Genomic DNA, 13,542 nt, shown 5'->3' with positions numbered 1-13,542 from the left:
GCGGTGGTCCGTTCGGACCTTACAGGCCTTCGGCCCAGTTGCGCAGCGGCGTCGCGCCGCGTTCTTCCAGAGCGTCGAAATAGGCCTTCAGCACGGTCTTGCCGGCCTCGCCCGTCTGCTCCAGCCACGGCTCGACGATGTTCGGCAGACCCTCGACCCATGCGGCCTTCTCGGCCTCGGGCAGTTGATGGATGGTCAGGCCGGCTTTCTGCATCTCGTCCAGCGCGCGGGCGGCAAGGTCGGCGACATAGTCGCCATGCGCGACCGAGGTCGCTTGCGCCGCCTCGCGGAAGGCGTCCTGCACCGGGGCGGGAAGCCCGTCGAAGAAGTCCTTGTTGGCCGCAATCCCGCCGAAATACATCGACCCGATGCCAACGCGGGTCAGTTCCGGGGCCACTTCGTAGACGCGGGTGGGCAGGATGCCCGAGGCAAAGGACAGCGTGCCCTCGGTCACACCGGTCTGGATGTTGGTGTAGTAGGTCGTCAGCGCGCCATCCACCGGGGTCGCGCCGGTTTCGCGCAGCCAGTTGGCCGAGGTGCCCGGCGCGTTCAGCTTGCGGTTCTGCAGGTCGGCCATCGAGTTGACCGGGAAGGTCCCGTAGATGTCGTAGCTGTCGGTGATCAGCGACGACAGGTGGACCATGCCGTTCTCGGCCCAGCTGTTCTTCAGCTCGGGCAGGTTCTCGGACAGGTCATCGAAGATCTCGATGATCATCCGGTGATCCTCGGTCGCGAAGGGCGTGAAATAGGTCACGTTCTGGAGCGGCATGTTCGCCCCTTCCCAGACCGTGCCGACCATGCCGACGTCAACGATCCCGTCCATCACCGCCTCGCGGGTGTCGGTGAACTTGTACAGGGTGCCGGCATAGTTCTCGACCCAGTCGACCTGATACTCGTTGCCGTTCTCCGCAAGGATGCGGTTCACCTCGGGCTGGAAGGTGTTCTTCATCGCGTAGACCCAGATGTTGGCCTCCGGGTGCGACGAGCCGATGTTGACGGTGATGCTTTGCTGCGCGAATGCCGCGCCGCCTGCCAGGACCGCAATCGCGGTGGTCGCCGCGAGTTTCATGTAGGTCATAGTCTTTCCTCCCTTGTTCGGGGCACGCTCCCGTCGTGCCCCATCTTGGTTCAGTCCTTGATCGTTCCCAAAGCGCGCAGGATGCGCTCGGGCGTGAATGGCATTTCGGTGACCTGCGCCCCAAGCGGGCGCAGCGCGTCGTTGATCGCGTTCATCACCGCAGCGGGCGCCCCGGCGGTGCCGGCCTCTCCGGCGCCCTTGGCGCCCAGTTCGCTTTCGCCGGTGGGCGTCTCGACGTGGCCGATCTGCATGTCCGGCATCTCGGCCGCCATCGGCACAAGGTAGTCCGCCATCGACCCGTTCAGAAGCTGGCCTTCCTCGTCATAGTGGATTTCCTCGTACAGCGCGCCGCCCAGCCCCTGCACGATACCGCCCCGGATCTGTTCGTCGACAAGCTGCGGGTTGATGACCCGGCCGCAATCCTCGACGCACCAGTGCTTCAGCAGGGTGACGACGCCGGTGTCGGTGTCCACCTCGAGATACGAGGCCTGCACGCCGTTGGTGAAGGCGAACGGATAGTCCATCGTGATGAAGTGCCGTGTCTGCACCAGTTCGCGCGGCAGGTCCTTGGGCAGGGTATCGCCCCGGAAATAGACGATGCGGCCCAGTTCCTCGAGCGGCAGGCGGTCCTCGCCGGTGTCGGCGTTCACCACCTGCCCGTCGCGGATGTCCAGCGTGGACGGGTCGGCCTGAAGCATCGCACCCGCGACCTTTAGGATCGACTGGCGCAGCGCGCGGGCGGCCTGCAGCGCGGCCTCGCCGCCGATGCCTGCGCCGCGCGACGCCCAAGTGCCGCCGCCATAGGGCGTGACCTGCGTGTCGCCGGTGATGATGCGCACCCGCGACGGCGACACCCCGACCCCTTCGGCCACCACCTGAGACAACATCGCCTCGGTGCCCTGCCCCTGTTCGGTCACGCCCGACAGCGCCACGACGGACCCGTCGGGGTCCATCCGCACGGTGCAGCCGTCCTGCGCCGAGATCCGGGCGCCGCCGATGCCGTACATGAAGGGCGACGGGTTGGTCAGTTCGATGAAGGACGCGATGCCGATGCCACGGTACTTGCCGCGGTTGCGCGCCTCGGCCTGATCGGCCCGCAGCGCGTCGTAGTCCATCATCGCGATCAGCTTGTCCATCGAGGCGTGATGCGACAGCCCTTCGAACCGCATCTTGGCGGGCGACGTCACCGGATAGGCATCGTCGGCAAACATGTTGCGGCGGCGGATCTCGACCGGGTCCATGCCCAGCTCGGCGGCGGCCATGTCCACCAGCCCCTCGGTGATCGCCACGGCGATGGGATGGCCCACGGCGCGGTACTGGCAGGTGGGCGTCTTGTTCTGGAACACCACCGTCGTCTGGGCGCGGTAGTTGGCAAAGTCGTAGGGTCCGCCGCACAGATTCACGACCTGATTGCCCTCGATGGCCGAGGTGCGCGGATAGACCGAGTACGGCCCGATGCCGGTCCAGTCATCCACGTCGATGGCAAGGATCTTGCCGTCTTCGTCCACCGCGATGGACGCCTCGATCTCGTGGTCGCGGGCATGAATGTCGGTGGAAAAGCTTTCCAGCCGGTCGGCGATGAACTTGACCGGACGCGCCATCACCTTGGCGATGGCGGCGGTCGCCACCTCGTCGGGGTAGACGTGGACCTTGATGCCGTAGGACCCGCCGACGTCACCGCAGATCACCCGCACCCGGCTTTCGGGGATGTCCAGATGCTCAGCCAGAACGGTCTGGATCATGTGCGGCGCCTGCGTCGCGTGGTACGCGGTCATCTGCCCTTCGGCGGGGTTCCAGTCCACAAGGATCGAGCGCGGTTCCAGCGTGACGCCGGTGTGCCGCGCGGTGCGGAAGCTGGCCTTGACCACCTTGTGCGCCGAGGCCATCGCCGCCTTGACGTCGCCTTCCTCGTGCAGGCGGCGGAAGGCAAGGTTGTCGCCCAAATCCGGGTGGATCACCGGGGTGTCCGCGTCCAGCGCAGTCATCGTGTCGGTGACGACCGGCAGCGGGTCATAATCGACCTCGACCAGTGCCACGGCATTCTCGGCGGCCGCGCGGGTCGTTGCGACGATGGCCACGACCGGCTCGCCCACCCATGCGGCGCGGTCCACCGCCAGCGCATGTTGCGGCGCGGATTTCAGGCCCTTGAGATGCGCAAGGACGCCGACCCACGGGGTGCAGACCTCTTGCAGGTCCGCCCCGGTAAAGATCCGAACGACGCCCGGCACTTCTTTCGCGGCCTCAAGATCGATGCCGGTGATCCGGGCATGGGCAAAGGGCGAGCGGACGAAGGCGACATGCACCATGCGCGGCAGCACCACGTCGTCGACATAGCGGCCACGGCCCTGCACCAGCTTTCCGGCATTCGGGCGCGGAACGGTCTTGCCGATGTAGGAATTCGGACGGTCTGGGTTTCCGAAGGCGATGGTCATGCGTCCCCCTTCCCGGCCCGTGCGCGGGCCACGCTTTCCACCACGTCCACGATGGCCTCGTAGCCGGTGCAGCGGCAATAGTTCCCGGACAGGTGCTCGCGGATCTCGGCCCGCGACGGCACCGTGCCCGCAGCCAAAAGCTCTTCGGCCGCGACCAGCATCCCGGGCGTGCAGAACCCGCATTGCAGGGCGTTACGGTCCACGAACGCCGCCTGAAGGTCGGCGATGGCGCCCGCGTCGGTCAGACCCTCCACCGTCCAGACCTCGGCACCGTCGGCCTGCGCTGCCAGCGTCAGGCAGCCGCGCACGGCCTGCCCGTCGACGCGGATGGTGCAGGCACCGCAAACGCCGTGTTCACAGCTTGCGTGGGCGCCGGTCAGACCGACCTCGGTCCGCAGGAAATCGATCAGGTGCTGACCGGCGGGCACGCGGGCCTCGACCGGTTCACCGTTCACCGTCAGGGCGATGTCCACCCTGTCGCGGAATGCCTGTGTCATGCGCGGTCTCCCTCGATACGCGAAACGGCGCGGCGCAGAAGAACGCCCGCAAGATGCCGGCGGTAGCTGCCGCTGGCTTGTGTGTCGGAGGGCGGGTCGATCTCGGCGCGCAGCGCATCGACCGCCGCGTCCACGTCGCCCGCATCCAGCGCCTGCATCGCGCCGGTCGCCAGCATCGGAACCGGCCCGGCAGAGAACACCGATAGCCGGTGCCCGGACGCGCGGCGGACAAGGCACAGCCCCGTCAGCGCATAGTCGCCCGACCGGCGTGCGACCTCTTCGATAACCTGAACCTCATCCGGTTCCGCCACTGGGACGGACAGGCCGGTCAGCATCTCGCCTTCCTCTAGCGCGGTGGTGAACACGTCCTCGAAGAATGTCTCGACCGGGATGTCCCGCGTGCCGTTGTCGCCTTGCGCGTGAAGGGTCACGCCCAAAGCCAGCGCGCAGGCGGGAAATTCTGCAGCGGGGTCGGCATGGGCCAGCGCGCCGCCGATCGTCCCGCGATTGCGGATCGCGGCGTGTGCGATGTGGGTCACGGCCTGCGTCAGCAGCGGCGCGTGGTCGCGGATCAGCGGATCGGACCCGACCTCGACGTGACGCGTCAGCGCGCCGATCCGCAGGTGATCGCCCGACAGGCTGACCCCGGACAGGCCGGAAATTCTGGAAATGTCGATCAGCATGTCGCCTTCGGACAGGCGCATGTTCATCGCGGCGACAAGGCTTTGCCCGCCAGCAAGGAACCGGCCCGCCCCCTCGGACGCGGCCATCAGTTCCAACGCATGCGGCACGTCTTTTGCCCGGGCGTATCCGCCGGCCGATGCCTTCATAGTGATGTCCTCCCTTCAAGAGCGACGCCACGCCTTGGGCGCTTATTGAGCGGCTGCTCACTCTTGTTGATCGGATGATCTATAAAATTTTGAGCATTACAAGAAAAATTTGTTAGATGGGGTCGGAAGAGGCGATTTGAGGATCGGATGTTGGACAGCGAAACCGGACACGACAGGGATGCGGGCGGCCGTCGCAGGCTGCCGCCGAAGGAACGCCGCGAGCAGATCGTGAACGAGGCGGTGCGCTTCTTCGCCGAGGTCGGGCTGGACGGGAACACGCGGCAGCTGGCAAAGCGGCTTGGCGTGACACAGTCCCTTCTTTTCAAGTACTTCGCCACCAAAGAGGATCTATTGGAAGCGGTGTACGAGACGGTGTATCTGGACCGGCTTTCGTCCGACTGGCCTGCGCGCCTGACGGACCGTTCCGTGTCGCTTCGCACCCGCCTGCTGGCCTTCTATACCGAGTACAGCGCCCTGATCTTCGAACATGACTGGATGCGGATCTTCATGTTCTCGGGCCTTGCGGGGGCGGCGCTGAACAATCGCTATCTCGAACATCTGGGCGGCGTGATTCTGAATCCCGTGCTGGCCGAGACCGCCGCGCTTGCGTCCGCCTCGGCCCGACCGACGATGGAGGATATCTGGAACCTGCACGGCGGCATCGTCTACATCGGCATCCGCACGCACATCTACGGACTGCCAGCGCCCGAGAACCCCGAAGAAGTCATCGCAAGTGCGATCGACAAGTACCTGACATACTTCGGCATTTCAGAGACCGACTGAGACGGGCGAAGGTGGAGCGGACCTTTCCGCTCACGCACCCGCATTACATCAAAGTGCGAAGGCAAGCCTTTGCGAATTATATAAAAACATGATCCGGCAGCAGAACCGCAGCGTGTCCCGTTTTGGCGCTGCGCTCAGAGCCGATCCACCACGATCACCGTCCGGTCGTCGAAGAATTCGTCCGTGGTAGACCCCTTCACCGTCGCGTAGGCGCCGATCTTGTGGACGTCCTCTGCCTCGGCCTTCGCGAACACCGCTTCCCATGCCTCTAGCGACACGGCGTCGGGAATCGCCGGGTAGCCGTCGGAGAAAATCTCGATGCTTTGGACCTGCGCCTTGGGGCGGGAGACGTCCACGTAATCCCCACGGCGCGGGGTGTTGCCGTTCATCGTATCGAACCCCAGCGGGCTGTCCGGGTCGTTGCTGAACTCAAACTGGGTCTTAATCCCGCCCCGAAGGAACCGGGTGACCGGGGCGCGATGGTCGTCAAGCTTCAGCGCGCGCACCGTCGCATCGATCACGTTCTCGGCCACGTCGCCTGCGATGACACCCTCGGCCACCGCGTTATCCAGCCCCAGCAGGATCGCGCGACGGGTCGCGGCCTCGGTCGCGTCTGTGGCGGGCCCCTCTCCGGCAAGGTGCCGGAACACGGCGATCCGGGCGTGCGTCGACACGTCGTCGATCAGCTTGTCGGTCCGCAGAACCTCGGTCCCGTTGATCCGAATGCCGGTGTCGCCAAGCGTCAGGAACCGCCAGCGGTCGCCGCAGTCGAACACCAGCGCCAGCGTCGTCGACGGCGGAATCTCAAGGTTCAACGGCGCGGTCCTGCGCGCCAGCGCCCCCGCCAGATGCCCCAGCAGATCGGCGGCTGGCATGTCGCGGCTGTCCGGGTCGATTGCCAGTTCCGCCGCCGCAGACGCCACCGTCAGGGCCGCCAGCCGCCCCGTCCCGATCCCGTCGACCGCCGTCCCCCGAGGGTCCGTAGCCCCGTCGCAGACCCCGATCAACGCCCCCGGCAGGACCACGGGCACGTCGTCGCCGACCCGCGCCGAGGTGCGGTACTTCGAAATGTTCAGAACTTCGATTCTCATGACGGTCTCAGACGAAAGCAGAGTCGCGGTTGTCGGCGAAGCGGAACACCGCATAGACGCAGACGCCGGTGCACAGCAGAAGCACGGTCGACAACGCCGCCGCCAGCCCGAATTCACCGTCCAACACGGCAAGATAGATCTTCACCGGCATGGTGATGGTGCCCGAGTCGTAGATGATAAGTGTCGACGACAACTCGTTGATCGCAGTGATGAAACTCATCAACGACCCGACGATCAGCCCCGGCACGATCAGCGGCACGGTGACCTTCAGGAAGGCCTTCAGCGGCGGTGCGCCAAGGTTCACGGCGGCTTCCTCGAGCGATGGCTTGATCTGACGCAGGCTCGACGTGGTGGACCGCACGCCGTAGGGCAGCCGCCGAATGAAGTAGATCATGATCAGCAGCCCCGCCGCCCCGAAGATCCCGACGGGACCGTTGCGGAAGGTGGTGACGAACCCGATCGCCATCACGACCCCGGGCACGAGGTACGGCACCATCATCAGGAAATCGATCGCCCCCGAGGCCGGCGTGTCGCGCCGCACGATGACGTAAGAGATCAGCGCCGAGACCGCCGTGATCAGGACGACCGCCGCCAGCGAGAAGAGGAAGCTGTTGGCGATGGCGCCCGGCGCGTCGAGCATGATGCGGCGATAGCTTTCCAGCCCGAAACCGCCGGTAAACACGGGGCCCTTCGTCTGAAGAAACGAGGTGTAGACCACCACCAGCGTCGGCAGCATCGCGATCAGCACAACACCGTGACAGAACAGGTGAACGCCCACGTTGCGCCAGCCCGACAGCTTCGACTTGACCGGCAGGTTGGTCAGGGCCGAGGCATAGCGGCGCTTTGCAAGGATCCGGCGCTGCGCCACAAGCGCCAGCATCGAAATCGCCATCATGATGATCGAAACGGTGACCGCCATCGTGGGCAGCCCGCCAAGTTCCGACCGATAGGCCGCAAGCGCGATGGTCGACAGGGTGCGGAACCCGCGCCCAAGGATGGCCGGCGTGCCGAAGTCTGCGATGGACAGCACGAAGCAGATGATCGCCCCGGTCGAGATCGCCGGGAACACCAGCGGCAGGGTGACCTTGTAGAACCGCTGCCACGGCGTGCAGCCAAGGTTCTCTGCCGCGTCCTCGAAGCTTTTGTTCACCGCGTTCAGCGCGGTCTGCGTCATCAGGAAGACGAAGGGAAAGAACTTCAGCGTGAACACAAGGATGATCCCGTGCGCGCCATAGATCGTGGGCGTCGAGATGCCGATGCGTTCGAAGAAGTTGGTGATGAACCCGTTCGAGCCCAGCATCATGATCCACGCATAGGCGCCGATGAACGGCGGCGCGACAAGCACAAGGATCGCCAGCGTCGAAATCCAGGTCCGGCCCGCGATGTGGAACCGCGCGGTGAAGAACGCCAGAGGGATGCCCAGCAGACAGGCCCCCAGCGTGCCCAGCGCACCGACGAACAGCGTGTTCTTGAAGCCGTTCAGGTAATAATTGCGGGTAAAGACCTCGACGTAGTTGCCAAGCGTAAAGGCTTCGGTCTTGGCGTCGACGAAGCTGAGCATGAGGACCCGCAGGATCGGCAGGATCAGCAGGACCGCAAGCACGACAAGGATCAGGACCGTGACGACGTTCCAGAACTCGGGGCGGAACCGGGCGCGCGTGCTCATGCGATGCGCTTTCCGGTTTCGTTGTCTTCGAAGAACAGCAGGTCGCTGCGGGGGGCGGTGAAGGTCACCGGGCTGCCCTCTGGCAGGTCGACCACGGCCGGATCGGGCCGGGCCACGGCCTTTAGGGTTTCGCCGGTTTCGGTGGTCGCGAAGACCTCCATCTCGCGGCCGATAAAGCTGACCTCGCGCAGGTTCGCGGGGATGGCGATGGACGCGGGATCGGCCGCCGCCTGCCCCGGTACGACGCGCAGCGCCTCGGGACGGATGGCGCAGGCTACGGCGGCGTCAGAACCCGGCAGCATCGCCGACACATCCGCCCCGCCGGACCGCAGCGCGGCAGAACCGCCGTCACGACCGACCGACAGGAAGTTGTTCGCGCCCACGAAAGACGCCACGAAGCGGTTGGCGGGCTTGAGGTAGATCTCCAGCGGGCTGGTCGCCTGCTGGATCACCCCGCCGTACATCACGCAGACCGTATCGGACATGGCCAGCGCCTCTTCCTGGTCGTGGGTCACGTAGATCGTGGTGATGCCAAGCTCTCGCTGGATGCGGCGCAACTCGGCGCGCAGGTCGACCCGCAGCTTGGCGTCGAGGTTCGACAGCGGCTCGTCCATCAACAGCACCTTCGGCTCGATGACGATGGCGCGGGCGAGGCCCACGCGCTGCTGCTGGCCGCCCGAAAGCTCGTGCGGCATCCGGTCGGCGAAACTGCCCAGCTGCACGACCTCCAGCACGTCCTTCACCCGGCGCGCGATGTCGGCAGAGCCGACCTTGCGCTGCTTCAGGCCGAAGGCGACGTTGTCGCGCACGCTGAGATGGGGGAAGATCGCGTAATCCTGAAACACCATGCCGACGTCGCGGCGATAGGCGGGCAGGCTCTCGATCGACGCGCCGTCGACCTTGATGCTGCCGGAGTTCTGGCTGTGAAAGCCTGCGATCGTCCGCAGAAGGGTGGTCTTGCCGCAGCCCGACGGGCCAAGCAGCGTGTAGAAGGACCCTGAGGGGATCGTGATGTTGATATCCGAAAGCGCGACCACGTCGCCGTAAAGCTTGCGGAGCGCGGAAATTTCCACGGACGCCATGGGGTACCTATCTGACTTGGGTAAATTCGAGGAGGCTCCGGGCGCGCCACCGCGCGCCCGGCCTATGTCTTATTGAACGTCGAGAACCATGTCCTTCCATTCCTCGACCAGCCGCTCGCGGTTGTCCGCGGCCCATGCGCCGTCGTACCCGACCGAGTTCACCTCATCGAGAGGCGCCAGCGCGTCTTTCGACGCCACGTCCGAGCGGACCGGGCGACGGCCCTGCTCTGCGATGGTGGCCTGCGCCTCTTCCGACAGCATGTAGTCGATGAAGGCCTTGCCGCCGTCCGCGTTCGGCGCGCCAGCGACCAGCGCCATCGCGTCGGGGGCGATCGCGGTGCCTTCCGAGGGATACACGATCTCGACCGGGCCGCCGCCTTCGACATAGCGCAGCGCGGCGTCTTCCAGCGTCACGCCGATGGCCAGTTCGCCGTCGTTGACGAAGCGCGGCACGGCGCCCGAGCTTTCCGACAGGACGAAGTTGCCCAGCATGGCCTTGTACATCTCCATGCCTTCCTCTTCCGACCCGAAGGCCTGAAGGACGGTGGCGTACTGGATGTAGGCCGAACCCGACGCGTCGGCGCGGGCGGACGAGATCATGTCGTCGTACTGCGGATCGGCCAGCGCGGCCCAGCTGTCCGGCACGGGCTTGCCGTCAAGTTCTGATTCGTTGACGATGAAGGCCATGACGACGGCGGTGAAGGGCGTCCACAGGTCGCTTTGCTTCATGCCATCGGCAAGGTTCTCGGACCCGGTCGCCTCGTAGGCTTCGAACAGCGCGGGGTTGAAGTCCACGGCGGTGCCGTCGACGCTCCACAGCACGTCGCCCTGCGGCGCGTCGGATTCCGCGCTCAGGCGGTTCAGCAGCTCGCCCGAGCCGGCCTTGATGATTTCGACGTCATTGCCGGTGGCTTCCTCGAACATCGGCACCAGCGCGTCGATCAGGTTCTGCGGGGCGGCGGTGTAGACGGTGACGGTATCGGCCAGCGCGCCGGTGGCGCACAGCGCGAGGGCCGAGGCGAACATCGTGGATTTCAGGGTCATTTTTATCCTCCGGTTGGGGTCTGCGCGGGTGGGCCCCGCGTATTTTGTCTGCGCAGGTGTCGCTGCGTCTGATTAATTTGCAATCCAGAACAAAACCCAAGTCAACAAAAATTTTGCGCTTCCCGACAAACGCGGCTCTGGTTACAGCTTTCAAAGATGGACGGAGCGAGCGACCTTTTCAGGCTGACCTACAACGGCCGACGGATCATTTCCGCGATCCGGACGCAGGGCCCGCAGTCGCGCGCGGACCTTGCGCGGCGGCTTGAAATCAAGCCGTCCACCGTGACGCGCCTGACCGGGCCGCTGGTCGCCGAGGGCCTTCTGAAGGAAGAGCCGGACCCATCCCGCGAGGGGCAGAAAGGGTATCCTGCGAAACTGCTTAGCATCGCGCCGGACGGTGTGTTCAGCGCGGGCGTCTACATCGACCCCGACCGCATCATGACCTGCATAAGCGATCTAAGCGGCAAGGCGCTGGCGGTCGAAGAGGCGCCGGTCCCCGACCGATCCTTCGTGCGCCTGATGACCGAGGCGGGTGAAAGCGTGAACCGTCTGGTCGAAAAGACGGGGATCGACCGCGCGCGCATCGCCGGGTGCGGTGTCAGCTATCCCGGCCAATACAGCGCCGACCCGACGCAGGTGCTGCGCATCCGTCAGTTCCGTGACTGGCCGCGCGTCAACGTGCGGCGCGACCTGACGCCCTATTTCGGGATGCCGGTCCACCACATGAACGACGCCAAGGCCGCCTGCATGGCCGAGCTGTATCATGGCGCCTGCCGCAACTTCAGCAACTTCTGCCACATCTGGCTGTCCTACGGCATCGGCGGCGCGGCCATCGTCGACCAGCAGCCCTATCTCGGGCGCAACAACCTTGCGGCGGAATGGGGCGGCCTGTTCCCCAAGTCGCAGCCCCGCCCCTCGGGGCAGGATCTTCTCGACGTTCTTGCCTCCAACGGCGTGTCGCTTGACCGGCTGAGCGACCTCGACGACAGCCATCTTGCGCTGCCCGTCGTCACCGATTGGTGCGAGCGCGCCGCGGATCAACTGCGGTGGCTGTGTCTGGTGATCGCACGGACCTTCGCGCCCGACGCGATTGTCGTGGGCGGCACCCTGCACCCTGCCCTGATCGGCAACATGCTGGATCGGGTCATGTCGGCCGAGAACCTTGGCGAGGACTACTTCGTCACGCCGCCGCAGATCCTACGCGCCGAACAGGACCAGCTGCCCCAACTTGGCGCCGCCGCCCTGCCCGTGCACGAGATCTTCAATCCCTCGACGTTCACCGGCCTCGTCAGCAAGTACCGCTGACGGCCGACAGGCCGCCAGGCCCGGACGCGACGACGCTTAGTCCAGCAGTTTCAGGATTTCCCCGCTTCTGGCCAGAACGCCCAAGGGCATGTCCCGAAACCGATCTCCGGCGACAGCCCGGGCAAGGTGGGCATATCGCCCATCCTCGTCCGCACAGACGACGATGTCGTCACTCGGCTCTGCCAAAGCTTCATAGACCGGGTACTGCAAGATCGCCTTCCACGTCGGCGCGTAGCTTTCGAAGTTCTTGAGATACGCGTTCACCTCGACCGTCAATTGATGCGGGTCGATCTGCGGGTCGTTCTCATAGCGCACGCCGTCGATGGTTCGGTTGTACCACGGCCAATACAGTTCCTTGTCGCGCGTCGCGTGCCACAGGCGCACAAGATGCGCGCCGTCCCAGTCCAGCGTGATTGGCTCGGCATAGGCCTCCGCGATCTCGTCGCGCTCTGCGGGCGCGACGGCGGGCACGTTGTCGATCAGCAGGCGCCGCACCCGGTCCGGGGCCTGCCTGCGCAGGTCCAAGGCGACGGCGGCGGCCCCGTCGCGGGCGTAGATGTCCACCGGACCGTCAACGAGCTGATCCAAAGCGGCCGCGACCTGTTCCGCGAAGGCTTCGACGGTCACGGGCGTGCCTTCGAGCACGTCAGAGTCCCCGCATCCGGGCAGGTCGATGGCGATCACCTCGCGCTCTTCGCCCAGATACTCGGGCAAGGTGCCAAGCTGCGTGACCGACCCGGGCGCCGGCGGCAAAATGACCAGCGGGCGGCCCTTGCCGATCCCCCAGCGCGCCACCGCAAGCTGGCCACCGGCCACGTCGACATAGTCCAGCGCGCTGCCATTGCGGCGCGGTGCGGCGCCGTGCCGGATCTCGGATGCGCCCCACGCGGGAACGCTGCGCAAAAGCTCGATTTCCTTCTCGATGCCCTTCGTCTTGTCGAGCGGCATCTCGGTCAGATGGCAGCAGTCCGGCAGGTTTGGCAGGTGCCGAAGCGCGGGCAGCAGAGAGTCGTCCGGATACGCCAGAAAATGCGCCGGCGTGGACAGGTGCGGGATCGCGTCCTCGGCCCGGTAGCGGAAGACGGCGGCGTATGGCGGGATATAGCCGTTGCCGACCTCTAGGATGTCCACCACCCCGTCATGCAGCTTGCGCGGCGACGGAATGTCGACCGGCCCCCGCGCCCCGCGACCGCGAATGTTCCACGGCCAGAACACGTTCTGCTCGCGATACCGATACCACAGCCACATCAGGTGCAGACCGTCCCACGTCGTCTCGTACTCGGGAAAATAGGTGCTAAGGCGCAGGTTGCGCTCAAGATCGTTATAGATCGGAAGCCCGTCCATCAGCGCGATGGCCGACCGGTCCGGGTAGAGGCGAGAGAATTCCAACGCAATCGAGGCGCCCGAGTGCGAGCCGTACAGCCCCACCTTGTCGACCCCCAGCGCATCCAGCATCCGCGCCAGTCCGATGGCTTGATCGCTGACATCCGGGCGCGGCGTGTTGTGCGGCGTGGACCGGCCAAGCCCCGGCGCATCAAGCGCAATGGCGGTGAACCCTGCTTCGGCGAAGGCGGCGGTCTGCTTGTCCAGCATCCGCGCCGACGTGGGCGACTGGCCGATCACGATCACAACGGGGCCTTCCCCGGCGTGGCGGTAATGAACCTGGCGGTCGTCGATGGTTACAAAGGCGCGGCGGATCCGGGTATGCGTCGGGGCCATGAAAAGGTGGTGTCC

At 65.6% G+C, this 13,542-nt stretch carries 11 protein-coding genes; 2 read left to right on the top strand and 9 right to left on the bottom strand.

Annotation, left to right across the window (positions count from 1 at the left end; genetic code table 11):
• Positions 1-19: 19 nt before the first annotated feature.
• Genes P1K30_RS16385 through P1K30_RS16370 form a run of 4 tightly spaced genes read right to left on the bottom strand, consistent with a single transcriptional unit; the run spans position 20 to position 4,837 of the window.
• Entirely contained in the window at positions 20-1,078 is a 1,059-nt protein-coding gene (locus P1K30_RS16385) for a C4-dicarboxylate TRAP transporter substrate-binding protein (RefSeq protein ID WP_275633840.1), read from the bottom strand.
• A gap of 50 nt (positions 1,079-1,128) precedes the next feature.
• Positions 1,129-3,510 carry a xanthine dehydrogenase family protein molybdopterin-binding subunit gene (locus P1K30_RS16380; RefSeq protein ID WP_275633839.1) on the bottom strand — a complete coding sequence of 794 codons (2,382 nt, stop codon included), beginning with the start codon at positions 3,508-3,510 and terminating at the stop codon, positions 1,129-1,131.
• Entirely contained in the window at positions 3,507-4,007 is a 501-nt protein-coding gene (locus P1K30_RS16375) for a (2Fe-2S)-binding protein (RefSeq protein ID WP_275633838.1), read from the bottom strand. The genes P1K30_RS16380 and P1K30_RS16375 overlap by 4 nt, the downstream gene beginning before the upstream one ends.
• The gene (locus P1K30_RS16370; RefSeq protein WP_275633837.1) at positions 4,004-4,837 is read right to left on the bottom strand and encodes an FAD binding domain-containing protein; all 834 of its coding nucleotides are present in this window, start codon (positions 4,835-4,837) and stop codon (positions 4,004-4,006) included. The genes P1K30_RS16375 and P1K30_RS16370 overlap by 4 nt, the downstream gene beginning before the upstream one ends.
• A 147-nt stretch (positions 4,838-4,984) precedes the next feature.
• Between P1K30_RS16370 and P1K30_RS16365 the strand changes: the two genes are divergently transcribed.
• Positions 4,985-5,620, top strand: coding sequence for a TetR/AcrR family transcriptional regulator (locus P1K30_RS16365; RefSeq protein ID WP_275633836.1), 636 nt, complete (start codon positions 4,985-4,987; stop codon positions 5,618-5,620).
• Positions 5,621-5,754: 134 nt separating this feature from the next.
• Here P1K30_RS16365 and P1K30_RS16360 read toward each other — a convergent pair whose 3' ends face one another.
• The 4 genes from P1K30_RS16360 to P1K30_RS16345 all read right to left on the bottom strand — a co-directional run bounded on the left by P1K30_RS16360 (position 5,755) and on the right by P1K30_RS16345 (position 10,503).
• Positions 5,755-6,711: a hypothetical protein gene (locus P1K30_RS16360; protein ID WP_275633835.1), complete on the bottom strand. Its 957-nt coding sequence runs from the start codon at positions 6,709-6,711 to the stop codon at positions 5,755-5,757.
• A 7-nt stretch (positions 6,712-6,718) separates the two neighbouring features.
• A complete protein-coding gene (locus P1K30_RS16355) occupies positions 6,719-8,377 on the bottom strand; it encodes an ABC transporter permease (protein ID WP_275633834.1) in 1,659 nt (552 codons plus the stop codon).
• The gene (locus tag P1K30_RS16350; RefSeq protein ID WP_275633833.1) at positions 8,374-9,459 is read right to left on the bottom strand and encodes an ABC transporter ATP-binding protein; all 1,086 of its coding nucleotides are present in this window, start codon (positions 9,457-9,459) and stop codon (positions 8,374-8,376) included. The genes P1K30_RS16355 and P1K30_RS16350 overlap by 4 nt, the downstream gene beginning before the upstream one ends.
• Before the next feature lie 69 nt (positions 9,460-9,528).
• Positions 9,529-10,503, bottom strand: a complete 975-nt coding sequence (locus tag P1K30_RS16345; RefSeq protein WP_275633832.1) for an extracellular solute-binding protein — start codon at positions 10,501-10,503, stop codon at positions 9,529-9,531.
• A 156-nt stretch (positions 10,504-10,659) separates the two neighbouring features.
• On the opposite strand from P1K30_RS16345, the gene P1K30_RS16340 reads away from it, so the two are divergent.
• A complete protein-coding gene (locus P1K30_RS16340; protein ID WP_275633831.1) occupies positions 10,660-11,808 on the top strand; it encodes an ROK family transcriptional regulator in 1,149 nt (382 codons plus the stop codon).
• A gap of 36 nt (positions 11,809-11,844) precedes the next feature.
• Here P1K30_RS16340 and P1K30_RS16335 read toward each other — a convergent pair whose 3' ends face one another.
• Positions 11,845-13,527: an alpha/beta fold hydrolase gene (locus P1K30_RS16335; RefSeq protein ID WP_275633830.1), complete on the bottom strand. Its 1,683-nt coding sequence runs from the start codon at positions 13,525-13,527 to the stop codon at positions 11,845-11,847.
• Positions 13,528-13,542: the final 15 nt, after the last annotated feature.

It is taken from the genome of Psychromarinibacter halotolerans (genome assembly GCF_029168315.1).
Lineage (GTDB): Bacteria > Pseudomonadota > Alphaproteobacteria > Rhodobacterales > Rhodobacteraceae > Psychromarinibacter > Psychromarinibacter halotolerans.
The sequence above is the reverse complement of the archived record's forward strand: the minus strand, read 5'-3'. Positions and strand labels throughout refer to the sequence as shown.

Bases quoted from the DNA above. Each gene is read 5' to 3' on its own strand.
- P1K30_RS16385 (WP_275633840.1), bottom strand. From the start codon at position 1,078: ATGACCTACATGAAACTCGCGGCGACCACCGCGATTGCGGTCCTGGCA.
- P1K30_RS16380 (WP_275633839.1), bottom strand. From the start codon at position 3,510: ATGACCATCGCCTTCGGAAACCCAGACCGTCCGAATTCCTACATCGGC.
- P1K30_RS16375 (WP_275633838.1), bottom strand. From the start codon at position 4,007: ATGACACAGGCATTCCGCGACAGGGTGGACATCGCCCTGACGGTGAAC.
- P1K30_RS16370 (WP_275633837.1), bottom strand. From the start codon at position 4,837: ATGAAGGCATCGGCCGGCGGATACGCCCGGGCAAAAGACGTGCCGCAT.
- P1K30_RS16365 (WP_275633836.1), top strand. From the start codon at position 4,985: ATGTTGGACAGCGAAACCGGACACGACAGGGATGCGGGCGGCCGTCGC.
- P1K30_RS16360 (WP_275633835.1), bottom strand. From the start codon at position 6,711: ATGAGAATCGAAGTTCTGAACATTTCGAAGTACCGCACCTCGGCGCGG.
- P1K30_RS16355 (WP_275633834.1), bottom strand. From the start codon at position 8,377: ATGAGCACGCGCGCCCGGTTCCGCCCCGAGTTCTGGAACGTCGTCACG.
- P1K30_RS16350 (WP_275633833.1), bottom strand. From the start codon at position 9,459: ATGGCGTCCGTGGAAATTTCCGCGCTCCGCAAGCTTTACGGCGACGTG.
- P1K30_RS16345 (WP_275633832.1), bottom strand. From the start codon at position 10,503: ATGACCCTGAAATCCACGATGTTCGCCTCGGCCCTCGCGCTGTGCGCC.
- P1K30_RS16340 (WP_275633831.1), top strand. From the start codon at position 10,660: ATGGACGGAGCGAGCGACCTTTTCAGGCTGACCTACAACGGCCGACGG.
- P1K30_RS16335 (WP_275633830.1), bottom strand. From the start codon at position 13,527: ATGGCCCCGACGCATACCCGGATCCGCCGCGCCTTTGTAACCATCGAC.